At 46.0% G+C, this 20,724-nt stretch carries 17 protein-coding genes and 1 tRNA gene; 10 read left to right on the top strand and 8 right to left on the bottom strand.

All coding sequences use genetic code 11. From position 1 onward, the window contains the following. Nucleotides 1-66 precede the first annotated feature (66 nt). From ACSAZL_RS17830 to ACSAZL_RS17820, 3 genes are all read left to right on the top strand, one after another. Complete coding sequence (locus tag ACSAZL_RS17830) at nucleotides 67-849, top strand: isopentenyl phosphate kinase (RefSeq protein ID WP_440945930.1); 783 nt, start codon at nucleotides 67-69, stop codon at nucleotides 847-849. Nucleotides 850-852: 3 nt separating this feature from the next. Next, a complete protein-coding gene (fni, locus tag ACSAZL_RS17825; RefSeq protein ID WP_440945929.1) occupies nucleotides 853-1,950 on the top strand; it encodes a type 2 isopentenyl-diphosphate Delta-isomerase in 1,098 nt (365 codons plus the stop codon). Nucleotides 1,951-2,825: 875 nt separating this feature from the next. Further along, nucleotides 2,826-2,996, top strand: a complete 171-nt coding sequence (locus ACSAZL_RS17820) for a hypothetical protein (RefSeq protein ID WP_440945928.1) — start codon at nucleotides 2,826-2,828, stop codon at nucleotides 2,994-2,996. 326 nt (nucleotides 2,997-3,322) lie between these two features. Here the strand turns inward: ACSAZL_RS17820 and ACSAZL_RS17815 are convergent, their stop codons facing one another. Continuing rightward, the gene (locus ACSAZL_RS17815) at nucleotides 3,323-3,466 is read right to left on the bottom strand and encodes a hypothetical protein (protein WP_440945927.1); all 144 of its coding nucleotides are present in this window, start codon (nucleotides 3,464-3,466) and stop codon (nucleotides 3,323-3,325) included. A 78-nt stretch (nucleotides 3,467-3,544) separates the two neighbouring features. Here ACSAZL_RS17815 and ACSAZL_RS17810 point away from each other — a divergent pair, with 78 nt between their 5' ends. Both ACSAZL_RS17810 and ACSAZL_RS17805 read left to right on the top strand, forming a co-directional pair. Continuing rightward, nucleotides 3,545-4,888 carry an RNase J family beta-CASP ribonuclease gene (locus tag ACSAZL_RS17810; RefSeq protein ID WP_440945926.1) on the top strand — a complete coding sequence of 448 codons (1,344 nt, stop codon included), beginning with the start codon at nucleotides 3,545-3,547 and terminating at the stop codon, nucleotides 4,886-4,888. Nucleotides 4,889-4,925: 37 nt separating this feature from the next. Continuing rightward, the gene (locus ACSAZL_RS17805; RefSeq protein WP_440948891.1) at nucleotides 4,926-5,891 is read left to right on the top strand and encodes a polyprenyl synthetase family protein; all 966 of its coding nucleotides are present in this window, start codon (nucleotides 4,926-4,928) and stop codon (nucleotides 5,889-5,891) included. 311 nt (nucleotides 5,892-6,202) lie between these two features. Here ACSAZL_RS17805 and ppdK read toward each other — a convergent pair whose 3' ends face one another. Next, complete coding sequence (gene ppdK, locus ACSAZL_RS17800) at nucleotides 6,203-8,854, bottom strand: pyruvate, phosphate dikinase (RefSeq protein WP_440945925.1); 2,652 nt, start codon at nucleotides 8,852-8,854, stop codon at nucleotides 6,203-6,205. A 321-nt stretch (nucleotides 8,855-9,175) separates the two neighbouring features. Here ppdK and ACSAZL_RS17795 point away from each other — a divergent pair, with 321 nt between their 5' ends. From ACSAZL_RS17795 to ACSAZL_RS17785, 3 genes are all read left to right on the top strand, one after another. Then, complete coding sequence (locus ACSAZL_RS17795) at nucleotides 9,176-9,436, top strand: H/ACA ribonucleoprotein complex subunit GAR1 (protein ID WP_440945924.1); 261 nt, start codon at nucleotides 9,176-9,178, stop codon at nucleotides 9,434-9,436. Between the two features lie 193 nt (nucleotides 9,437-9,629). Continuing rightward, on the top strand, nucleotides 9,630-10,643 hold the full coding sequence (locus tag ACSAZL_RS17790) for a transcription initiation factor IIB (protein WP_011020659.1): 1,014 nt from the start codon (nucleotides 9,630-9,632) through the stop codon (nucleotides 10,641-10,643). Nucleotides 10,644-10,843: 200 nt separating this feature from the next. Next, a complete protein-coding gene (locus ACSAZL_RS17785) occupies nucleotides 10,844-11,497 on the top strand; it encodes a LysE family transporter (RefSeq protein ID WP_440945923.1) in 654 nt (217 codons plus the stop codon). A 64-nt stretch (nucleotides 11,498-11,561) separates the two neighbouring features. On the opposite strand, the gene ACSAZL_RS17780 is transcribed toward ACSAZL_RS17785, so the two are convergent. Beyond that, nucleotides 11,562-11,993, bottom strand: a complete 432-nt coding sequence (locus ACSAZL_RS17780; RefSeq protein ID WP_440945922.1) for a hypothetical protein — start codon at nucleotides 11,991-11,993, stop codon at nucleotides 11,562-11,564. A gap of 144 nt (nucleotides 11,994-12,137) precedes the next feature. On the opposite strand from ACSAZL_RS17780, the gene ACSAZL_RS17775 reads away from it, so the two are divergent. Then, nucleotides 12,138-13,148, top strand: coding sequence for a class I SAM-dependent methyltransferase (locus ACSAZL_RS17775; protein WP_440945921.1), 1,011 nt, complete (start codon nucleotides 12,138-12,140; stop codon nucleotides 13,146-13,148). Between the two features lie 570 nt (nucleotides 13,149-13,718). Beyond that, nucleotides 13,719-13,790: transfer RNA gene (locus ACSAZL_RS17770), tRNA-Thr, on the top strand. 326 nt (nucleotides 13,791-14,116) lie between these two features. Here the strand turns inward: ACSAZL_RS17770 and ACSAZL_RS17765 are convergent. The 5 genes from ACSAZL_RS17765 to ACSAZL_RS17745 form a co-directional block, all read right to left on the bottom strand. Further along, nucleotides 14,117-15,019, bottom strand: coding sequence for an NAD(P)-dependent oxidoreductase (locus ACSAZL_RS17765; RefSeq protein WP_440945920.1), 903 nt, complete (start codon nucleotides 15,017-15,019; stop codon nucleotides 14,117-14,119). Nucleotides 15,020-15,608: 589 nt separating this feature from the next. Next, the gene (locus ACSAZL_RS17760; RefSeq protein ID WP_440945919.1) at nucleotides 15,609-17,228 is read right to left on the bottom strand and encodes an MFS transporter; all 1,620 of its coding nucleotides are present in this window, start codon (nucleotides 17,226-17,228) and stop codon (nucleotides 15,609-15,611) included. Between the two features lie 772 nt (nucleotides 17,229-18,000). Beyond that, nucleotides 18,001-18,462, bottom strand: coding sequence for a peroxiredoxin (locus tag ACSAZL_RS17755; protein ID WP_440945918.1), 462 nt, complete (start codon nucleotides 18,460-18,462; stop codon nucleotides 18,001-18,003). Nucleotides 18,463-18,765: 303 nt separating this feature from the next. Continuing rightward, on the bottom strand, nucleotides 18,766-19,761 hold the full coding sequence (locus ACSAZL_RS17750; protein WP_440945917.1) for a cation diffusion facilitator family transporter: 996 nt from the start codon (nucleotides 19,759-19,761) through the stop codon (nucleotides 18,766-18,768). Between the two features lie 388 nt (nucleotides 19,762-20,149). Next, nucleotides 20,150-20,713, bottom strand: a complete 564-nt coding sequence (locus ACSAZL_RS17745; protein WP_440945916.1) for a dienelactone hydrolase family protein — start codon at nucleotides 20,711-20,713, stop codon at nucleotides 20,150-20,152. Nucleotides 20,714-20,724 lie beyond the last annotated feature (11 nt).

The following is a 20,724-nucleotide window of genomic DNA, read 5'->3' as shown; positions in this document are numbered from 1 at the left end:
TTATGAAGGAAATTGTGTTACCTGACTATTATTGAAAATCGTTTAAAAAAGGCATCAAGTGGTATTATGAATGCTTCAACCGAACCTGTAATCCTTAAACTCGGAGGCAGCGCCATTACCGATAAAGGCGCATACGAAGGGGTTGTGAAAGAGGCTGCCCTTCTCAGGATTGCGCGGGAAGTTTCTGGCTTCCGGGGAAAAATGATTGTCGTACACGGAGCCGGGTCTTTCGGGCATACCTATGCCAAAAAATACGGGCTTGACAGGAATTTTGACCCTGAAGGGGCAATTGTAACGCATGAATCCGTAAAGAAACTCGCTTCAAGGGTCGTGGAAGCTCTGAACGGTTTCGGGGTCCGGGCTATTGCCGTGCATCCTATGGGCTGTACTGTTTGCAGAAACGGGAGGATAGAGAGCATGTACCTTGAAAGCATAAAACTCATGCTCGAAAAAGGCTTTGTCCCTGTCCTGCACGGAGACGTTGTCATGGACCTTGAACTCGGGACCTGCATCCTTTCGGGCGACCAGATTGTTCCCTATCTGGCAAAGGAACTCGGGATCACACGGCTCGGGCTGGGCTCTGCTGAGGATGGGGTGCTTGATAAGGATGGAAAACCGGTGTCTGAGATTACCCCTGAAAACTTTGAAGAATTTCGGCAATGCATCGGGGGTTCGGGGAGTACGGATGTTACGGGCGGAATGCTCGGGAAGGTTCTGGAACTCCTGGAACTTAGCAAAAATTCTAGTATCACTTCCTATATATTCAATGCAGGAAAAGCGGATAACATTCGCAGGTTCTTAAATGGGGAATCCATAGGGACCAGGATCAGTCCGGATAAAAGGGTATGAAGCATGATCAATACTACCTCAAGGCGAAAGATAGAACACCTGAAGCTCTGTGCGGAAAGCCCGGTTGAATCCAGGGGAGTCAGTGCAGGTTTTGAGGATGTGACCCTGATTCACAGGGCGCTTCCCGAATTAAACATGGATGAGCTCGACCTTTCTGTGGACTTCCTTGGAAAAGGGATGCAAGCCCCCTTTTTGATTGCATCCATTACAGGAGGGCACCCTGATACCATCCCTGTAAATGCCGCACTTGCGGCTGCAGCTGAAGAGCTGGGAGTTGGAATCGGTGTTGGCAGCCAGAGAGCTGCAATCGATGACCCCGCCCAGGAAGATTCTTTCAGGGTTGTCAGGGATGAGGCTCCGAATGCTTTTGTCTATGGAAATGTCGGGGCTGCCCAGATCCGTCAGTACGGGGTTGAAGGGGTAGAAAAACTCATTGAAATGATCGATGCCGATGCCCTTGCCATTCACCTGAATTTTTTACAGGAAGCCATACAGCCCGAAGGGGACAGGGATGCTACCGGCTGCCTGGATATGATTACTGAAATATGTTCTATGGTCAGAATACCCGTGATTGCAAAAGAAACGGGGGCAGGCATTTCCAGAGAAGATGCTCTTCTCCTTCAGAAAGCCGGAGTCTCTGCAATTGATGTCGGAGGCGCAGGGGGCACAAGCTGGGCAGGAGTTGAAGTCTACAGGGCAAAAGAAAGAAGCGACTCAGGCTCTGAACGCCTCGGGGAACTTTTCTGGGACTTTGGAATTCCTACTGTTGCAAGCTTAATAGAATCCAGAGTTTCCCTTCCGATAATAGCAACAGGTGGGGTCAGGACAGGGTTTGATATTGCGAAATCCATCGCTCTCGGAGCCAATGCGGCGAGCGCAGCCCTGCCCTTTGTGAGGCCTTCCCTTGAAGGAAAAGAATCGGTTGTCAGCGTCCTCTCCCGCATGCTGGATGAGTTCAGGACTGCAATGTTTCTTTGTGGCTGTGCAAACATCCGGGCTCTGCGTAATGCCCCTGTTGTTGTCACAGGATGGACACTCGAATATCTTGAGCAGCGCGGTTTTAACATAAAAGACTATTCTCTGCCCAAAAATGCGCTTTAATCAAAGGAAGAGAGATTTTAATTATTCCTTCATCTCCTCCTTCTATGTTTCAAGTACCTGCATAACCCTTTACAGATTTATTCGATTACAGATTTATTGATTACAGATTTATTGATTACAGATTTATTCGATTACAGATTTATTCGATTACAGATTTATTCGATTACAGATTTATTCGATTACAGATTTATTCGATTACAGATTTATTCGATTACAGATTTATTCGATTACAGATTTATTCCATGACAATGTTTATACGTAGGACGGAAGTAATGTCTCGAAAGAAAATAGTTAACGCTCGTAAATATTAATCTGAAAAATAGTTATCTCTCTGAATTCTTTATTAGGGAAAAAGTAGTTATCCTTGTTTCCCTTTAGGTATGCCGGAAGAGTAAAAGAATGCCGTTTATTAAGACTGCATGGGAATCCCGGAAGTTTTCCTGATTTCATCTTAAACACTGGAAGCAGTTTAAGGGACATCGGAAGCAGTCCAACCGAAATTTACAGGGTCGAGTATTGCGGTAGGTTCTTTACAGAGCAAATCCAGTTCGTAAAAGATGTACGTAAAAAACTGGCAGAGTAGCTGTTAGTTCAATGTAACCCTGAAGTCAAGAGTTAATTCCCCTTGATAATTCACCCTTCAAACTCATCAACTCATGACCAATTCCGAGAATTGGCTCTTCGAAATCTTGATTTAAGAAATCAACTTCTTTAAATCATTCATTTAAGTCTTTATGGAATTATTGAAGTAAAAGTCACTTATCAAATTCATTAAACCAGGAATTGTTCGTAAGATCGACTGGTATAAGGGATCAATCATAAAAAAGTCATTAAGGCAGGTATTGAAGTGATTTCCATATTGAATCAATTGAAATATGGAAATTCCTGAAGATATGGAAATTCCTGAAGATATGGAAATTCCTGAAGATATGGAAATTCCTGAAAATATGGAAATTCCTGAAGATATGGAAATTCCTGAAAATATGGAAATTCCTGAAAATATGGAAATTCCTGAAAATATGGAAAATAAGCTATTGAAATATTAAAAGTATCATTGAAGGCAAATTACTGGAATCTGAAAAATAGGTAACCGGAATATAGGAAATAGGTTAGTAAAGTCATTTCACGGCAAAAGCTTACCCTTAATCTGGAATATGTTTGGAGTCAGGCTTTTTGAGAAATAGTTGTGACTGAGGAAGGATACTGAAAGTGCCTGTAGGTCAAGCCCGGATCTGGAATTCTCTCAATGGACGGAAAGCCCTGCTAAATTCTGTATTATATGAGAACAGGATCAGAGGTAGTTTCCGGAAGTCTTGCAGGTTGTAATATTTGTATACTGAAACAAATATATATTTAAAGTTGTATTCTTCTTTCAGGAACTGCAACCTGGTGCATTTTCATCCCAGAGAGGATTTCTTAAAGGGTATAAGAAGTAGCTTTTAGAAGTGACTTTTCTAAAGAAGATGATTCTATACTTCTCCATTATCCCGTTTACATTCATGGTCATTGATTTCATACCGTCTCCCGATTTGGTTTTAGGGTTTCGGTTTCCCAAGGATAGAATATTTAACAAGTAAAACACGAGGTTAAAAATATGACTGAAATAGGTATTGTTGCAGTCGGCGGTTACAATGAAATGGGCCGCAATATGACTGCAGTTATTATAGGTGAAGATATTGTCATTCTGGATATGGGGCTCAGGCTCGACAGGGTCCAAATTCATGAAGATGTTGAAATCGACAAGATGCACTCTCTTGAACTGATCGAGATGGGGGCAATTCCTGATGATACTATTATGAAAGAAATTAACGGGACCGTCAGGGCAATTGTATGTACCCACGGACACCTTGACCACATAGGCGCAATCCCGAAGCTTGCCCACAGGTACAATGCTCCCATACTTGCCACCCCCTATACCGCTGCGATTATCAAACAGCAGATAGAGTCCGAGCGCAAGTTTGAGGTCTGTAACAGGGTTATTCCTTTGCAGGCAGGCGGGACCTACCAGGTTACTGAAGACATTTCCATAGAATTCATCCGGGTCCAGCACAGTATTATCGACTGTGTACTTGCAGCCGTGCACACTCCCGCAGGAGCGATCCTTTATGCCTGCGACTTCAAGCTCGACAGGACTCCGACAATGGGTGAGGCTCCTGACTTTGAGCGCTTCAAATCCCTCGGAAAGGAAGGGGTTATTGCAATGATCACCGAAAGCACGAACGCCGGGCGCTCAGGAAAGACCCCCTCGGAACAGATTGCAAAGGATATGGTCAGGGATGTACTGCTCGGAACAGAAGAGTCCGATGTCGGGATGATCATTACGACCTTTGCCTCTCATATTTCCAGGCTCAAAGCGATTATCGAGGCTGCTGAAGAAATGGGCAGAATTCCGGTGCTTATGGGACGCTCAATGGAACGTTACGTGGGTGCTGCCAGGGATCTGGGCTACCTTGAACTCCCCTCCAATGTGGAGATTTACGGCATGAGAAAAGATATAGACAGGGCGTTCAAGCGCATCATGCAGGACGGCAAGAACAAGTATCTGCCTATTGTTACGGGACACCAGGGAGAGCCGGGCTCCATCCTCGTGCGGGTTGCAAACGGGGAGACGCCTTACACAATCGAACCCGGGGACAGGATCATTTTCTCTGCAAACGTAATCCCGAGCCCGATGACTCAGGCAAACCGCTATGCTCTTGAGACCAAGCTTAAGATGAAGGGCGGTCGGATCTATGACAACGTTCACGTGTCAGGGCATGCATACAGGGAAGACCACTGGGAGCTTCTGCGCATGGTGAATCCCGAACATGTAATTCCTGCCCATGGGGATATGGAAATGCACGGGCACTACATCGAGATGGCGGAAGACGCGGGTTATGTCCTCGGAGATACTGTCCACCTTCTCAGAAACGGCGAAGTGTTATATATAGAAGAGTAACTCTATAATGAAAAACCCCCGTACTCTCGTGATGCCTATGATGCTTATTGATGAGATCAAAAAAAGAAGTTCCCATGTTGATGCTGCGATTGACGAATTGCTTCCAGTAGTCCATCCCGAGGAGCTGTACAAAGCTTCCCGTTATCTCGTGGACGCCGGCGGAAAGCGCCTTCGTCCGGCAGTCCTTATCCTGGCAGCAGAGGCTGTCGGCTCCGATCTCAAATCCGTTTTGCCTGCAGCCGTGGCGGTAGAGCTTGTACATAATTTCACCCTTATCCATGATGATATTATGGATAAGGACGACATCCGCAGGGGAATGCCCGCAGTCCATGTTAAATGGGGTGAAGCCGGAGCTATCCTTGCCGGAGATACCCTCTACTCCAAAGCTTTCGAGATCCTGTCAAAGGTTGAAAATGACCCTGCAAGGATTTTAAAATGTATGGATGTCCTCTCAAAGACCTGTACCGAAATCTGCGAAGGCCAGTGGCTTGATATGGACTTCGAAAAAAGGGGCAGGGTCACGGAACTCGAGTATATTGAGATGGTGGAAAAGAAGACTTCCGTCCTTTATGCAGCCGCAGCCAAGATCGGAGCTCTTCTCGGAGGAGCCTCGGATGAGGTTGCCGAAGCCCTATCCGAATATGGGCGCCTTATAGGAATCGGTTTCCAGATGTACGACGACGTCCTTGATATGATAACTCCCGAAGAAGTGCTCGGAAAGGTTAGAGGCAGCGACCTAATGGAAGGAAAGTATACCCTCATTGTCATTGACGCTTTCGACAAAGGCGTAAAACTGGACCTCTTCGGAAAAGGAGAAGCCACCCTCGAAGAAACCGAAGCTGCCGTCCTGACTCTGACCGAATGCGGGTCCATCGATTACGTGAAAAATCTTGCAATCTCATACATCAATCAGGGAAAAGCAAAACTGGATGTCCTCAGAGACTGTCCTGAAAAAACCCTTCTCCTCCAGATTGCCGATTATATGATTGCAAGGGAATACTGAAGTTTCAAAGATTTATTTTTCTCGAAGGGTTGCGGCAGATCCTGCTGCAATTCGAATCTCTTTTTTTGGATTTTCGATTTTTTTTGGATTTTCGATTTTTTTTGGATTTTCGATTTTTTTTTGAATTTTTGATTTCTGGTTTTTGAGAATTATTGCAGCAGGGCAAATTCGTATAAATAATTCATCTTAGTCCCGATGCATCCCGATGCATCCTGCAATGAGCTGGGCGGGATTAGCAGCTCCGCTCCTTAAAGTTACTTTAAAAAAAAGTATTGGAGGCAGGATCACGTCCTGCCGGGGTTTTAAATTTTTTATTTTGTTTTTCTCATTTCCATCGTGCTCTGCGCAGCTACAAGCCTTGCGATCGGGACTCTGTAGGGGGAGCAGCTCACATAATCAATACCTATCTCATGAGCGAAGGCGATGGATCTCGGCTCCCCGCCGTGTTCTCCACAGATCCCCATCTTGAGTTTGGGTTTGACAGAGCGTCCCTTCTGTATACCGATCTTCATGAGCTCGCCAACGCCTTCCTGATCCAGAACTGCGAAGGGGTCGTGTTCAAGGATGCCTGCCTTCTGGTAGATGGGCACGAATTTGGATACGTCGTCCCTGCTGAACCCGAAGGTTGTCTGGGTCAGGTCATTTGTCCCGAAGGAGAAAAAGTCAGCTTCCCGTGCGATCTGGTCTGCGACGATTGTAGCTCTGGGCAGTTCGATCATAGTTCCTACCTTGTAGTCGATCTTCATGCCTTTTTCATTCATTACTGTCTCTGCCGTCTTGCAGACTTCCTCTTTGGTGAGGGAGAGCTCTTTTACAAGGCCCACGAGCGGAATCATGATTTCAGGGACTACTTCCAGTCCTTCGGCTGTAAGTTCACAGGCAGCCTCCATGATTGCACGAACCTGCATGTTGTAGATCTCAGGGTAAGTGATCCCGAGCCTGCAGCCCCTGTGCCCGAGCATGGGGTTGAGTTCCTTAAGGGAAACTACACGCTGGATAACTTTCTTAACGTCCTCGATCTTTCCGCAGTCTCCGGAGGTTTCAAGTTCCCTGAGCTTCTCATCGAGTTCTTCTTTATCCGGAAGGAACTCGTGCAGAGGTGGGTCAAGGAGCCTTATGGTTACAGGCAGGCCTTCCATGCTACGGAAGATTCCGAGGAAGTCTTCTTTCTGCATGGGGAGCAGTCTCTTCAGGGCTTTTTTCCTGGACTTTTCGTCTTCGGCCATGATCATTTCCCTTACTGCAGGGATCCTGTCTTCTCCGAAGAACATGTGCTCTGTCCTGCAAAGCCCTATACCTTCTGCCCCGAGTTCGCGGGCAAGGGCAGCATCAGCCGGGTTGTCGGCATTTGTCCTTACTCCGAGAGTTCTGATCTCGTCAGCCCAGGTAAGGAGCTTTTTAAGGTCCTCATTTATCTCGGCGTCAATCAGGTCTGTTTTCCCGAGAATGACGCTTCCGATACTTCCATCAATCGTGATATAGTCGTGCTCTTTGATGGTGAAGCCGTTTACCATGAAGAGTAAGCTCTTAATATCTATTGAAATTTCTCCGCAGCCAACGACGCAGGGCTTACCCATGCCCCTTCCAACGACTGCTGCATGAGAAGTCATCCCTCCGCGCACGGTAAGGACTCCCTGTGCTGCAGCCATGCCTCCTATATCTTCAGGAGATGTCTCGGTGCGGACAAGAATTGTCTTTTCGCCTATTTCTGCCATCTCTTCAGCAGCTTCGGCAGTAAAGACTACCTTTCCGACAGCCGCTCCGGGGGACGCGGGAAGCCCTGTTGCAATTATTTCAAGTTTTGCTTCAGGGTCGATTCTCGGGTGCAGAAGCAGGTCGATATGTTCGGCGTTAACTCTGTTTACGGCAGTTTCCTTGTCTATGAGCCCTTCTTCGACCATGTCGGTTGCGATCTTAACGGCTGCAGCAGCTGTGCGCTTTCCGGTCCTGGTCTGAAGCATGTAGAGTTTTCCTTCCTGAATGGTAAACTCAATGTCCTGCATATCCTTGAAGTGGGCTTCAAGTTTCTGGCAGATATCCACAAGCTGAGCATAAGCTTCCGGGATTTTGTCTCCGAGAGTATCAATATAGTCCGGGGTCCTTATCCCTGCAACCACATCTTCGCCCTGGGCATTGATGAGGTATTCTCCGAAGAACTTCTTTTCACCTGTAGACGGGTTCCTGGTAAAAGCAACGCCCGTACCTGAGGTATTTCCTCTGTTCCCGTAGACCATGGTCTGCACATTAACAGCTGTGCCCCAGCTATCATCAATATTGTTAAGCTTCCTGTAGGTAATGGCTCTCTGGTTATTCCATGAATCAAAAACAGCGTCAATTGCCATCTGAAGTTGAACTTTAGGGTCCTGAGGAAACTCAAATCCTTTTTCGAGTTTGATTACTTCCTTAAATCTCTCTGCCAAGTCTTTTAATGCTTTTGAATTGAGGTCAGTATCGGATTTTACTCCCAGTTCCTTTTTCTTGTCCTCAATCAAGGAATCGAATTTTCTGAATTCAACCCCAAGCACCACGTCCCCAAACATGGCAATAAATCTTCGGTAGCAGTCGTAAGCGAATCTTTCGTCATTGACTTTATTTGCGAGCCCGATAACGGATTTATCCGTTAGTCCAAGATTCAGAACTGTGTCCATCATTCCCGGCATGGACACCCTGGCTCCGGATCTTACTGAGACCAGCAACGGATCTTCGGGATCCCCCAGCTTTTTGCCGTTTAAGGCTTCTAGCTTATCGATTGCTTCTTTTACCTGGCTGAGCACTTCTTCCGAATATTTTTTCTCCTTTAGATAAAGTACACAGACTTCGGTTGTTATCGTAAAACCTGGTGGTACGGGAACTCCAAGATTTGCCATCTCGGCAAGGTTTGCACCCTTACCTCCAAGCAGGTCTTTCATACTACTTTTGCCATCAGTTACATCCTTTCCAAAAAAATATACGAACTTGGACAATGATTCTCCTCCCTGGAACGAGATCATTAATCGGAGTTAGAGTCTGGATATTCCCCAGACCTATGGTCTGGTTGTTGCCAACAATGTCCATTTAATATATAAGCTTGTGGATTCCCCCCTCCTGTATTTTATACTTTACTGTATTAACTTAATTGAATTTAACGTATAATATAGGTCTTGCGATATCTTTATATATAATAAGCGTAGACTACATATGCTTTTCAGTCTATGATATATATTCTTATTGGGACTGACGGTTAAATCCACTCGAAGCCGGGGTATTCTGCCCTGCGCATAGAGGCATAACTATTCGTGGCTGATATGAAACGACTCGGTACCGTGCTGCACAGGTCAGGTAATAGAAACCTGATAATTAGAGGGGATGAGGTAAGACCCGATAACGTCTCAGGCAGTCTTCCTAAGTTAAATTCGATTGTTGTTGACAAGGCCCTGAACCGGATTGGTACAATTGCCAGTGTCTTTGGACCTGTGAACCATCCATATTTTTTAGTGAAGGGCTTTAAGCGAATTCCCGATTCGGAAACTCGGGCTCTCGTCAATGAAAGAGTCTATATTCGGTGAGATATCTGACATTCGATGAAGGTTTTAATCCTTTGTTATGGTTTAACTTTAACTGGTTTATATGCTTTTTGCTAGTTATAGCCGCAAGTTTTCTTGTCCCTTCTTTTATATATATACTGTCATTTATATTGTGCAGACTTGAGATTGCAGGGAATCATAAACATAGTCATGTTAATTTGTAAGGTGATATAATATGGTAGAAGTCGAAAGAGTTCGCTATTCGGACACTCTTGAAAGGGAAAAAATACGTGCCATGATCAAAGCTCGCAAAGAAAAACAAAAAGAGCAAAGTTTTGAAAACGAAAAGGCCGTGTGTCCAGAATGCGGTAGCAGGAACCTTGTTCACGATTACGAGAGAGCTGAGCTCGTGTGTGGGGACTGCGGACTTGTCATTGATGCCGACTTTGTGGATGAAGGGCCGGAATGGCGAGCTTTCGATCACGATCAGCGCATGAAGCGTTCCCGTGTGGGTGCGCCCATGACATATACAATCCACGATAAAGGGCTTTCCACAATGATTGACTGGAGGAACCGTGATTCCTACGGAAAGTCTATCTCCTCCAAAAATCGTGCTCAGCTTTATCGTTTAAGGAAATGGCAGCGTAGAATTCGTGTAAGCAACGCAACTGAAAGAAACCTGGCTTTTGCCCTTTCCGAACTGGACAGAATGGCTTCTGCTCTGGGTCTTCCGAGGACCGTCAGGGAAACCGCCGCGGTCGTCTACAGAAAAGCTGTGGACAAGAACCTTATCCGCGGGCGCAGTATTGAAGGTGTAGCCGCAGCTGCTCTCTATGCTGCCTGTCGCCAGTGCAGTGTCCCGAGGACTCTTGATGAAATTGAAGAGGTTTCGAGAGTCAGCAGGAAAGAAATCGGAAGGACTTATCGTTTCATTTCCAGAGAACTTGCCTTGAAACTCATGCCAACTTCCCCGATCGACTACGTCCCGAGGTTCTGCTCCGGGCTTAACTTGAAAGGAGAGGTTCAGTCAAAAAGTGTTGAGATCCTCAGGCAGGCATCAGAAAAAGAACTCACAAGCGGAAGAGGTCCGACAGGAGTTGCTGCAGCTGCAATTTACATTGCATCGATTCTCTGCGGGGAGCGGAGAACTCAGCGGGAAGTTGCAGATGTTGCCGGGGTTACGGAAGTTACCATCAGGAACAGGTATAAGGAGCTTGCAGAAGAACTGGATATCGAGATTATCCTCTAAATGCTTCTCTAAACGCTTCTTCTTTTTTTCAGCCAGCCTGATTCAAGTTTTCTGTTAGGGAGGGTATAAACGTGCCCTCTTTTTTCTGCTTATGTTTTCCCGGATCGGGGGCCTTCTAGCTGTGCATATATTCTTTTTCAGACCGTGTTTCACGTTTCATATTTAGAAGTACGGATTTATAATTGGTTCGCAGGTCGAGAATGCTAACAATTGAGACTTTCAAAGCCCTTCTCTTGGGCTTCACTATCGGGCTTACAGGTGCCTTGGTCCCGGGACCTATGCTTTTTGCAACCATAGAGCTTTCTCTCAAAAAAGGCTGGCTTGCAGGTCCGAAAGTTGTTTTCGGGCATGTGCTGGTTGAGCTTGTACTTTCCGTGCTTATTCTCTTTGGAGCTGCTTCACTTGTCGGCAGCGGCACGATCTCAGCGATTTCCGTTATTGGCGGACTTGCACTTGTGACCTTCGGACTGTTCACGGTAAGAGATGCAAAAACTGTGGCTTCTGCAGGAGCTTCTCCGGAAACTTCAGGCTTTAAACTGACTTCAAATCCCGTAGCACTGGGCCTGGTCACCTCGGTTTCAAACCCATATTTCTGGATCTGGTGGCTGACTGCAGGCAGTGCGCTTGTGCTGAGGGAGCATGAGCTTGGAGTTTTCATCTCAATAGCCTATCTCCTGGGGCACTGGGCAGCAGACCTTAGCTGGTTCACTGCCGTATCCGGGTCGTTCAGCCGGGGAAAAGCCCTGTTCTCCAGGCGTACTCATGAAATAATCCTTTACGCCTGCGGAGGGTTTTTGGTGATTTTCGGGCTTTATTTCATGCTTAACTATAATAATCCCATTCAGCTGTCGTGAGGTAAGACCTTTGTTTTTCTTATTTCCAGGGAATTCTTTTTTATTTTTTCTTCAATATTTCTCCTCAGAGTTTTCCAATAAAGGTCAGATAGATCAATACCCCTCCACTGAAAGTGAACACCCATAAAGCCAGCAATATTCTCATATTTCTGCGAGTTTTCCATCTCCATCTGTTAATAACGAAAATAAAGCCAAAAGCCAGGGATATGGCTCCCAAAAGGCCGTGAGTAAATATGAATGAAGGAGCCCTTCCGGTAATTGCCAGGTTGTAAGCCGAATAAAGCATAAAAAGGACCGATAATACGGCAAGGGCATACCCTCCGGTTGTTAGCTTTCCATGTCTTTTTATGCTTCCTTTTTTTGATTTCTTTTTTAATACTATCAGGCTTAGCAAAAATATCAGTAAAACCCCTATTTGCAGCCCGAATGATATCGTCCTCAGGTTATATATGATCGTTTCAAGTACCAGATTACCCCTTCCTTTCCATTTTAACATTTTTCAATTATTCCTATTTTACATGGTTCAATATATAAATATGTCTTTATAGCAAAATTTCTAACTAAGTCTCCGGCTCAATTTCGAATTGAGAAAACTTAATAACAAAAGGATATCTTTAGGGTTTCAGAAGGTAGGAGCTCTATGAAGCGGCAATGCATAAAAATTCCCAAAAAGAAAGGAGAATCTGCAAGAAGGGTACTCCTTGATTTTGAAATCCTTGATAATTCCGTGAAGATAGGTTCGGATGAAACTTTTCTTTATCTTCCCCTTTCCAGAGAACCTCTTTCGCATGAACTGGCAGATCTTCCTGAAGAAGCCGAACTTGCTGAGTTTGATTTTGAGCCTCAGGAGAGAAAACCCACTCATGGAGACCTCCTCGGTTTCAATCCTGCTTATGAGCTAATCGGGGATATTGCGCTCCTGGAAGACCCGGATCTTGATTCCCAAAAAGCTTTAAAAATTGCCGCCGCCCTTCTCCGGACCCAGCCAAACATAAAAACAGTGGTCAAGCCCCTTACTCCGGTTATAGGGGAGTTCAGGATCAGGGAATTTGAGGTAATCGCAGGCGAACGCAGGACCGAAACAGTCCACAGGGAGTACGGCTGCCGCTACAAAGTAGACCTTTCAAGGGCTTATTTTACTCCCCGCCTTTCTACAGAACGTTCAAGAATCCTCTCCCGGGTCCAGGAAGGTGATACCGTTGTCGATATGTTTGCCGGAGTCGGCCCTTACAGCATCCTGCTTGCAAAGAGCAAAAAGCCTTCAAAGGTTATAGCAATCGATAAAAACCCGGATGCGGTCCACTATCTTAAAGAAAATATAAGCCTGAATTCCGTAAAAAACATCGAAGCAATCGAAGGCGATGCCCGGGAAGAAGCAAAAAGGTTTGCAGGAACTGCCGACCATGTGATCATGAACCTTCCCCACAGCGCCCATGAGTTCCTTGACTCCGCTGTCCTCCTTACAAAACCGGGAGGGGTGATCTATTATTACGGAATAACTCCTGAAGCCGATCTGTTTGAAAGTTCCGTCGGGTTTATCCGAAAAGCTGCGGAAAATGCAGGACGAAAGATTGAAATCCTGGAAAAAAGGGTAGTCCGTTCATATGCCCCTTACCAGTATAATATATGCATCGAAGCAAGGGTAATTTGAGATTTCCGTCCCCTGCCAGCTCCTGGCAAGATTCGGAATATAATATGCTTTCTGTGAGCCGATGCTCATGCTGGCAACAGGGGGCGCACCGATAAAAATAAAAAACTCCTTTGCAGGTGATTAAGAAGGAATTGCAGGACCGGGAATTCAGGTGCCTGTATAAAAGAAATGTTTAAACCTTTGCAGGTCAATTTCGGTAAAAGACCTATGTATTGAATTCATGATCCCGGGATTATGATGTTGAGACCAAAAGACGCTTAAACCGTTTAATTACAGTTTATTATAGTTTGGTAAGGAGCTGGTTTCATATGTCCACATTTGCCTACTTTATGATAGGTTTCTCAATTTTGATTGTTCTCCTATTTATCTGGTTCTACCTCAGGTACTTTAAGAAAGGAGGAAAATGATAATCTACATTCAGCAAAAAACAAAATGAAAGAGTAAAAGTAACTGACAGCTTTTGTTTTTCTGTCTATAATTTTTCTTTTTGCAGGAAAGAGATAAATCTTACGAGCGAAATAGTTAAATTCTTATTCGCTCTTTTAAGTCTGCTTATTCTCAAATCTATGTGCCGTCGTGGCTTAGCGGTATAGCGGCTGATTCGTAATCAGCAGGCCGAGGGTTCAAATCCCTCCGGCGGCTTTCCACTTTTTGATTCAAAACTTACATTCTCTAATAGCCTAAATAAATCATGTTTCATGCTAAATTATGTGAAACTATAAGTTTTTCGTAAAAGAATTGGACAGCATGAATCGACCCGATAGGAACACATAATCCGATAGGAACAATGCCTTTCAGGAATTACAGGATATGCCATTTGCTTTGTGTCTATATTCGTTTGACCGAATATCACGAAACAAATAGTATTTGTTTCTATCTGACTTTATTTGACTGTCAAAGTCAGGATAGAGCATCTGCTTTCTTTGTTTTGCATTCTCAATGCCTGAATTCCATTTGGTCCTTATTGCTTAAGTTACTCCGTTTTTACGCTGGATTTCCAGTGCAATCACACTGAAGTCTTTTTGCCCTTCACCATTCTGTACCGCTCTGGAGTATTCCTCGATGGACACCTTTGTCATCGGCAATATAGCCCCGGTTTTAGTTATCTGTTCATTTACAAGCCTCAGGTCTTTGGCTAAATTATTTAGTGAGAAAGCCGGTTCGAAATTGCCTTTTACGATCTTTGGTCCCTTGCCCTGGGAAATATAGTTCCTGATTGGAGTATTGTTAATAGTCTCAACGAAAGTTTTGGCATCGAACCCAAGCTTTTGCGAGAATACCAGAGCTTCAGAGAACGACTCTGCAAGAAGCCCCAGATGCAGGTTTATTGCCAGCTTCATTTTATGACCGTTGCCGTCTGCTCCTAAGTATATTACACTTTTTCCCAGTTCGTTGAGAAATTTCTCATGCTTCCGGAGTACTTCCTGGCTTCCCCCAACCAGAATTATAAGCTCTCCTTTTGAAGCCAGGTCCTTGCTTCCCACCACGGGAGTGTCAAGTCTTTCCAGGCCTGCCTTTTTTGCTGCTTCGGCATGTTTGACTGATGACGAAGGGTCTATTGTACTCAGGTCAATCCATAAACAACCCTTCTTCGCTCCGTTGAGAAGTCCATCTTCGCCAAAGGCTACACTGTTAACAGCGGCTTCATCAGTCAGCGATGTCATAATAATGTCTGCCACCGAAGCAAGTTCGCGTGGTGTGGAATGGAAAGTGGCCCCTCTTTCGATAAGTGGTTGAGCTTTTTCCTTAGTCCTGTTGTAGACGTGAACATTGTAACCTCGTGAGAGAAGATTGGAAGCAAAAGAACTCCCCATAATCCCTAAACCAATCACGCCAACAGTTATGTTTTTATCACAACCGGAAGTAGTCAATTGATCACCTCTTCTCTAATATACAATTTAAAAAGTGAATTTACTCTTTCATAACAATCACATGAGAGCCCTGGATGCTTAGCCTGTTCTCCTACGATAAATCCTCGAATAAGGCCTGGCCTGCATACTGGTGAGGTCTCGAATTACGTCAATTACGAGCATACCCTCAACATCATTTTCCCCGCGTTAACAGATAGATTATAGACAGGGCTTTTAAGTATTCTGCCCCCTGGTGAAGCGCATATCCAGCAAGTTTTATTAAATTTGCGAATATCCGTGACCTGGTGCAATTAAGCATATCCGGGTTCGCACCTTAACTATGTTCGAATTTAGCAGCCACATCATTCTCGCAGTTGCCACCCTTGAAGAGTAGTCCATATGGACAAAAGCACTGGAATGAGTAGATATCTTCAAGATCGTCCTCACTTATCTTCAGGATGCGTTCGTCACAGCAACGGGTAAATTTGCAGCTCAGGGTTCCCCGGATTCGATGGTAGTCGATTCCATTAAGTTGCCTGGCTTCGAATTATGCTGTGTTCACATAATTCTCTAAGTGTCCCGGCGTTTTCTCCGGTCTGTGCCAGTGCGATCACACCTGGTTTGTATGACGTTCTTCTTCCTCCTGTCTCTCGCGTGCCTCAGTAGCGACAAAATGCGTGACCTGGGGCGCACCTCTGGCGTGGTACCGGTTAACGGTGTCCTGAATGATGCGATCCGCATTTGTCACGCGGCCGTGCTGTCTCATGTGCTCCAGCCACGATTCCACCATGAATGTTTCCAGGAAACGCCCCTGATCGGCAACATCTTCGAACACGTACCAGGCGTAGGCGCCGTCACGCCGCCGCTCATTAGACAGTCCTTTAAGAGCGGCAAGGAATGCTTCACGGTCCCCGGGTTCAACACGATATTCGATGGTCACCAGCACCGGCCCCTGGTCATACTCGACCCTGTGGGTGAGGACTGGTGTGGGCCAGTGCATCGACGGCGTGAGATCGACTCCGACACCCGTCTGCAGTTTCCAGCGCCAGGTAAGTGGAATACTGATGAGAACCCCTGCCGCGGCAAGAAAGTGGGCATTGGGCAAGCCGACCAGTCCGGCAATTTGTCCCCATGCTGCGCTACCCAACGTCATGGCGCCAAAAAGGACGGTGACAAAAGTCGCAAGTCCGCGCCCTCGCACCCAGTCCGGCAGTGCGACCTGTGCGGAGACACTGAGGTTCGCAAGGACAGTGATCCAGGACACGCCGGCGATGAGGCTGGCCAGCAGGCCGACGGAGGGTTCTCGCGCCAGGCCAAAAAGCACGAGCGTGACAGCCGTGCCGACCGTTCCGGCTGCCACCAGCCGGTCAGGTCCCAGCCTTTCCTTGAGCCAGGGCAGGATGAACGCACCAATGACGGCACTGACCCCGATCACGCCCAGCAGAAAGCCGTAAAGCTCCGGCCCACCGGCGATCTGGCTGCGAGCCACTAGCGGTAGCAGCGCCCAGTAGGCACTGGCAAACAGGATGAACCCGACCGTACGCATCAGGGTAGCGCGCAGATGTGAATTATATCTTGCATGACGGACACCGGTGATCATGGCAGAGACGAAACGTTCAGCCGGTAGCCGTTGAGCAACTGCTTTGCCTGGCCGCCACCACAGCAGAGCCACGATAATTCCCAGATTACTGATCGCGTTGAGCCAGAAGGGGGAGGCAATCCCGATGCCGGCGATGATCAAACCTCCAACTGCCGGACCCACCGCGCGGCTGATATTGATTCCCATGCTGTCCGCCGCTACAGCCGGAGCCAGGACGTCTCTGGGAACGAGTTGGGGTACGATCGATCGCCAGGTAGGAGCGGTCAGTGCGGCGCCAGTGCCAAGTAAGAATGTGAACAGGAGCAGTATTGAGGGGGTAACAAGATTGAAAGCAACGAGCATCGCAATTATTGCCGCAACGACTGTTGTCGCTGAGGTGACGATGACAAGAAAAAGGCGCCGGTCAACGATATCGCTCACCGCACCCGCGGGCATGGCAAAGAGAAACATCGGCAGGCTGGCTGCCACCTGAACCAGCGATACGATCAACGGATCTGCGTTGAGACTCGTCATCATCCACCCCGAGCCCGCATTGTACATCCACGTACCGATGTTCGAGATTACCGTCGCGGTCCAGAGAACTGTGTATGACGTATAGCGGAACGGAGCCCATGAAGATTCTACTCGCATTCGATTACCTCGTTATCCCTGATCAGTTACATCCACAAGCTCCTGCATGAATTTGATTATAATCAAAAATTACCCTTCATCCTTTTTACATCACGGCGGTGTACATCTACTGAGCCGTGCAGGTATGGAGACCGATGCCCCAATGGCTTGCCTTAAAATCGGACCAAAATCTTTGTGTATGAACGCGAGCACAAACTATGTGGGACGCTAAAACTGTCTGCATTGTTGGCCCGCCTGCAGAGACAGCATTCCTCATGATTTTCTCGATTTCGTTTAGAGTCTCCAGAGAGAGCTGGAATTCTGTAGCGATACCTCTTGCACTATGTCGATTAATAACACCCCAAAACATCATTCCCCCACGTTAACAGATAGTATCATGGATGGGGCTTTAAATATTACGTCTCTGATGACAGTACCAGGCAGGTTTTACGAAAGCTCCTCCTGCTAGAAGCGGACCGTTTCCAGCTTATTGTTTTCGGACAGAATGGACTTCGATGGATATCGTGGCGTTATCAGCATCGGACTGAGCAGTGCGATCTTCAGATCATGAAAATTGTATGCGAGCCCCTTGAGCACTTATTCCTGTCAGCATGCTTAGACAGGGTTCCCAAAAGAAAAAATTGCTCGTGCAACCCGATAGCTATGCCAGTTGAGAGTCTGTGAATTCGTAATCAGCAGGTCGAGGGTTCGAATACCTCGGTGGCTTTCCACTTTTTGATTCAAAACCTGCTTGCTGGAACTGTGAAGGGATAAAAATCTTTTTTAAAATCCTTTATTTTCTCAGAATTTCTATAATTTCCTTTATATCAGGAAGCTCGTGCCCCGGATATTTTTTGAAGAATATCACTTTCCGGTCTTCATCAATAATTATATTCGCCCTTTCGGAAACTCCTTCTTTTTCCTTGAATATTCCATATGCTCTGGCGACTTCTCCATGCGGCCAGAAATCCGAAAGCAACCTTATATGCGTAATTCCGAGTTCTTTTGCCCAGGCTTTCTTTGACGGTGTGGAATCCACACTTATACCAAAGGCTACCGTGTTCAGTTCGGTAAAGAGTTCATGGTTTTCTTCAAGCGACTTCATCTGTTCCGCGCAGACTTTTGTCCAGGCAAGCGGGTGGAAGGACAGGAGGACCTTCTTTCCTTTAAGGTCATAAAGATGCACTTCATCCCTCTTCTGGTTCCTTAAGCGGAAGTCCTGAATTGTTTCCCCGATTTTTGTCTCGTTTGTCATAAGTCTCCCCAATTTAACATTCATCTATATATTTAAGTTCTTAACGGCTTTGCGCTTCTGAATTCTATCCATAAGGTGAGAATTGAAAAATAAAAGGGTAAGCAAATTCTACCGGGAAGTTCCGGGAAAGAACGGGAAGCCCGATAAATCCCAGGGAGCGGTTTACGGTATTATTAAAAATTATCCCTGATAGGTTTTGCCCGAAAAAGAACACGTAGCCCCTGAATTTTTCGGCATATTTTCAGAAAGCCATATTTTCAGAAAGCTTATGATATTTTTTGGATGTCAAAGGGATATTTTGCTTCAAGAGCCCCTGTGTCCGTTATTTTTTCCTTCTTGTTCTGAATAGTAATTTGGGTTTGAACAGGGTTCCACGTGAATTGAGAAGTGACCGTTACTGCCGCAGACCTCCTTTAACCTGTCTTCAACTTGCGTGGAAATTTCGTGAGCATCTACGATGTTCAGGTTCCTGTCCACCTCGATATGGACATCTGCAGCCATGGCATTTCCTATCTTCCGGGTCTTTAGCTCATGGAAACCGAGCACACCATCCGTGGACATCAGAATCTCCTCAATACTTCTGTAGGTTTCCGAGTCAAGTGAAGCTTCCAGCAGTTCGTTCAGGTTTTTGTACGAGATCTCAAAAGCTACCTTGAAGATGAAGAAACTCAATATAACAGCAGCTATCGGGTCGAGCACCACCCACCGGCCTCCAAGCAGGATTGCACCCCCGATCCCTACCATGGTCCCTATGGAAGAGAAGGCATCGGAACGGTGGTGCCAGGCATTTGCAGTAAGAGCATCACTCCTGAGTTTTCTGGCATGTACCATTGTATAACGGTACAGCCACTCTTTTATTACAATCGAAAGGACCGCTGCTGCAAGAGCGACCCTGCTAGGAGCCGGGAGTATTTCTCCCTGGTAAAACGCAAGAACTTTCTGGAGTCCGCTCCAGAAAATCCCGAAAGCCACTGCGGTAAGTGCCAGTCCTATAAATGCAGCCGAGAGGGTTTCAATTTTCCCATGCCCGTAATTATGTGTACTGTCCCTCGGTTTTCTGGCAACTTTCAAACCTGCTATTACCGCTATGTCGGTCATGAAGTCTGATGTGGAATGAGCGGCATCAGCAATCATTGCTGAACTATTTCCCGCCATCCCTGCAAAAAGCTTAAACCCGGTCAGCAAAAGGTTTGAAACCATTGCAACATTCGTTACATAAATTGCCTGTGAATACCGGGAATTTTCAATCTCCTCCGGGTGAGAGAGAGTTTCATTACCTGTGCCATTAGTTCCTCTCATAATTTCTCAGAAAAGCCGTAATTTATTCAAATAATTTAAAATTCATACCTTCATTATTTCTATTAGACAGGAAAATATAGATAAGTCATCAATAGATATAAATATTCTCTTCCTTCAGTTCCAGGATTTTCAATGTCTCTTGATACTACTTTTCCATCAGATATTTGCTGTATAACTCTGATTTGCTGTATTACTTTGGGTAATATGTTTTATTTTTAAAATGATTTCCTAAAACTTTTTCTGCTAAGGCTAATTCGGTCGTGGGACGAGTTGCCGAAAACCACAGGCCTTCGAATCTCTCCATATCTTTTCCGAACATGAGGTATGCGCTTCTTTTTTCAGGCCTGGTCAATTATTCGCCCCGCAACCCTAATTTTAATGTTTAATTTTAAGTTTGCTCTGAAAGATATTTTTTAAACCACTCCCTGGCTAAACGAGCAACCTCTTCCAGCGTCCCTGGCTCTTCAAAAAGATGTGTAGCTCCGGGAACAATCTTCAGTTCCTTCTCAGGCATGACCATTCTCTCTGATGCCCACCGGTTCAGGTCTATTACCTGGGTGTCTTCTCCGCCCACAATAAGCAGTGTCGGTGCTTTTACATACATCAGGGCGCTTTCAGCAAGGTCAGGCCGTCCTCCTCTCGAGACTACTGCTTTTACGGTTTCGGAGTGCTCTTTTGCAGCTATGAGTGCGGCTGCAGCACCTGTACTGGAGCCAAAGTAACCTATGTTAAGCTTTTCAGTATCAGGGTTATGTAAAAGCCAGTTTGTCGTGTCAATAAGGCGTTTTGAAAGCAGGTCTATATCAAAACGGAGATGGCGCGTTAGCATATCGACTCTCTCTTCTTCGACTGTAAGGAGATCAAATAAAAGGGTTCCAAGGCCGCCTTTCTGAAGTTCCTCTGCAACGTACTGGTTGCGTGGACTATGGCGGCTGCTCCCGCTTCCGTGCACAAAAACGACAA

This window comes from Methanosarcina mangrovi, assembly GCF_052057765.1.
GTDB lineage: Archaea > Halobacteriota > Methanosarcinia > Methanosarcinales > Methanosarcinaceae > Methanosarcina.
Note: the sequence above shows the minus strand (reverse complement) of the source record. Positions and strands in the feature narration are given on the sequence as shown.

Bases quoted from the DNA above. Each gene is read 5' to 3' on its own strand.
- ACSAZL_RS17750 (WP_440945917.1), bottom strand. From the start codon at position 19,761: ATGAGAGGAACTAATGGCACAGGTAATGAAACTCTCTCTCACCCGGAG.
- ACSAZL_RS17755 (WP_440945918.1), bottom strand. From the start codon at position 18,462: ATGACAAACGAGACAAAAATCGGGGAAACAATTCAGGACTTCCGCTTA.
- ACSAZL_RS17795 (WP_440945924.1), top strand. From the start codon at position 9,176: ATGAAACGACTCGGTACCGTGCTGCACAGGTCAGGTAATAGAAACCTG.
- ACSAZL_RS17830 (WP_440945930.1), top strand. From the start codon at position 67: ATGAATGCTTCAACCGAACCTGTAATCCTTAAACTCGGAGGCAGCGCC.
- fni (WP_440945929.1), top strand. From the start codon at position 853: ATGATCAATACTACCTCAAGGCGAAAGATAGAACACCTGAAGCTCTGT.
- ACSAZL_RS17760 (WP_440945919.1), bottom strand. From the start codon at position 17,228: ATGCGAGTAGAATCTTCATGGGCTCCGTTCCGCTATACGTCATACACA.
- ACSAZL_RS17810 (WP_440945926.1), top strand. From the start codon at position 3,545: ATGACTGAAATAGGTATTGTTGCAGTCGGCGGTTACAATGAAATGGGC.
- ACSAZL_RS17820 (WP_440945928.1), top strand. From the start codon at position 2,826: ATGGAAATTCCTGAAGATATGGAAATTCCTGAAGATATGGAAATTCCT.
- ACSAZL_RS17805 (WP_440948891.1), top strand. From the start codon at position 4,926: ATGATGCTTATTGATGAGATCAAAAAAAGAAGTTCCCATGTTGATGCT.
- ACSAZL_RS17780 (WP_440945922.1), bottom strand. From the start codon at position 11,993: ATGTTAAAATGGAAAGGAAGGGGTAATCTGGTACTTGAAACGATCATA.
- ACSAZL_RS17815 (WP_440945927.1), bottom strand. From the start codon at position 3,466: ATGAAATCAATGACCATGAATGTAAACGGGATAATGGAGAAGTATAGA.
- ACSAZL_RS17775 (WP_440945921.1), top strand. From the start codon at position 12,138: ATGAAGCGGCAATGCATAAAAATTCCCAAAAAGAAAGGAGAATCTGCA.
- ACSAZL_RS17785 (WP_440945923.1), top strand. From the start codon at position 10,844: ATGCTAACAATTGAGACTTTCAAAGCCCTTCTCTTGGGCTTCACTATC.
- ACSAZL_RS17790 (WP_011020659.1), top strand. From the start codon at position 9,630: ATGGTAGAAGTCGAAAGAGTTCGCTATTCGGACACTCTTGAAAGGGAA.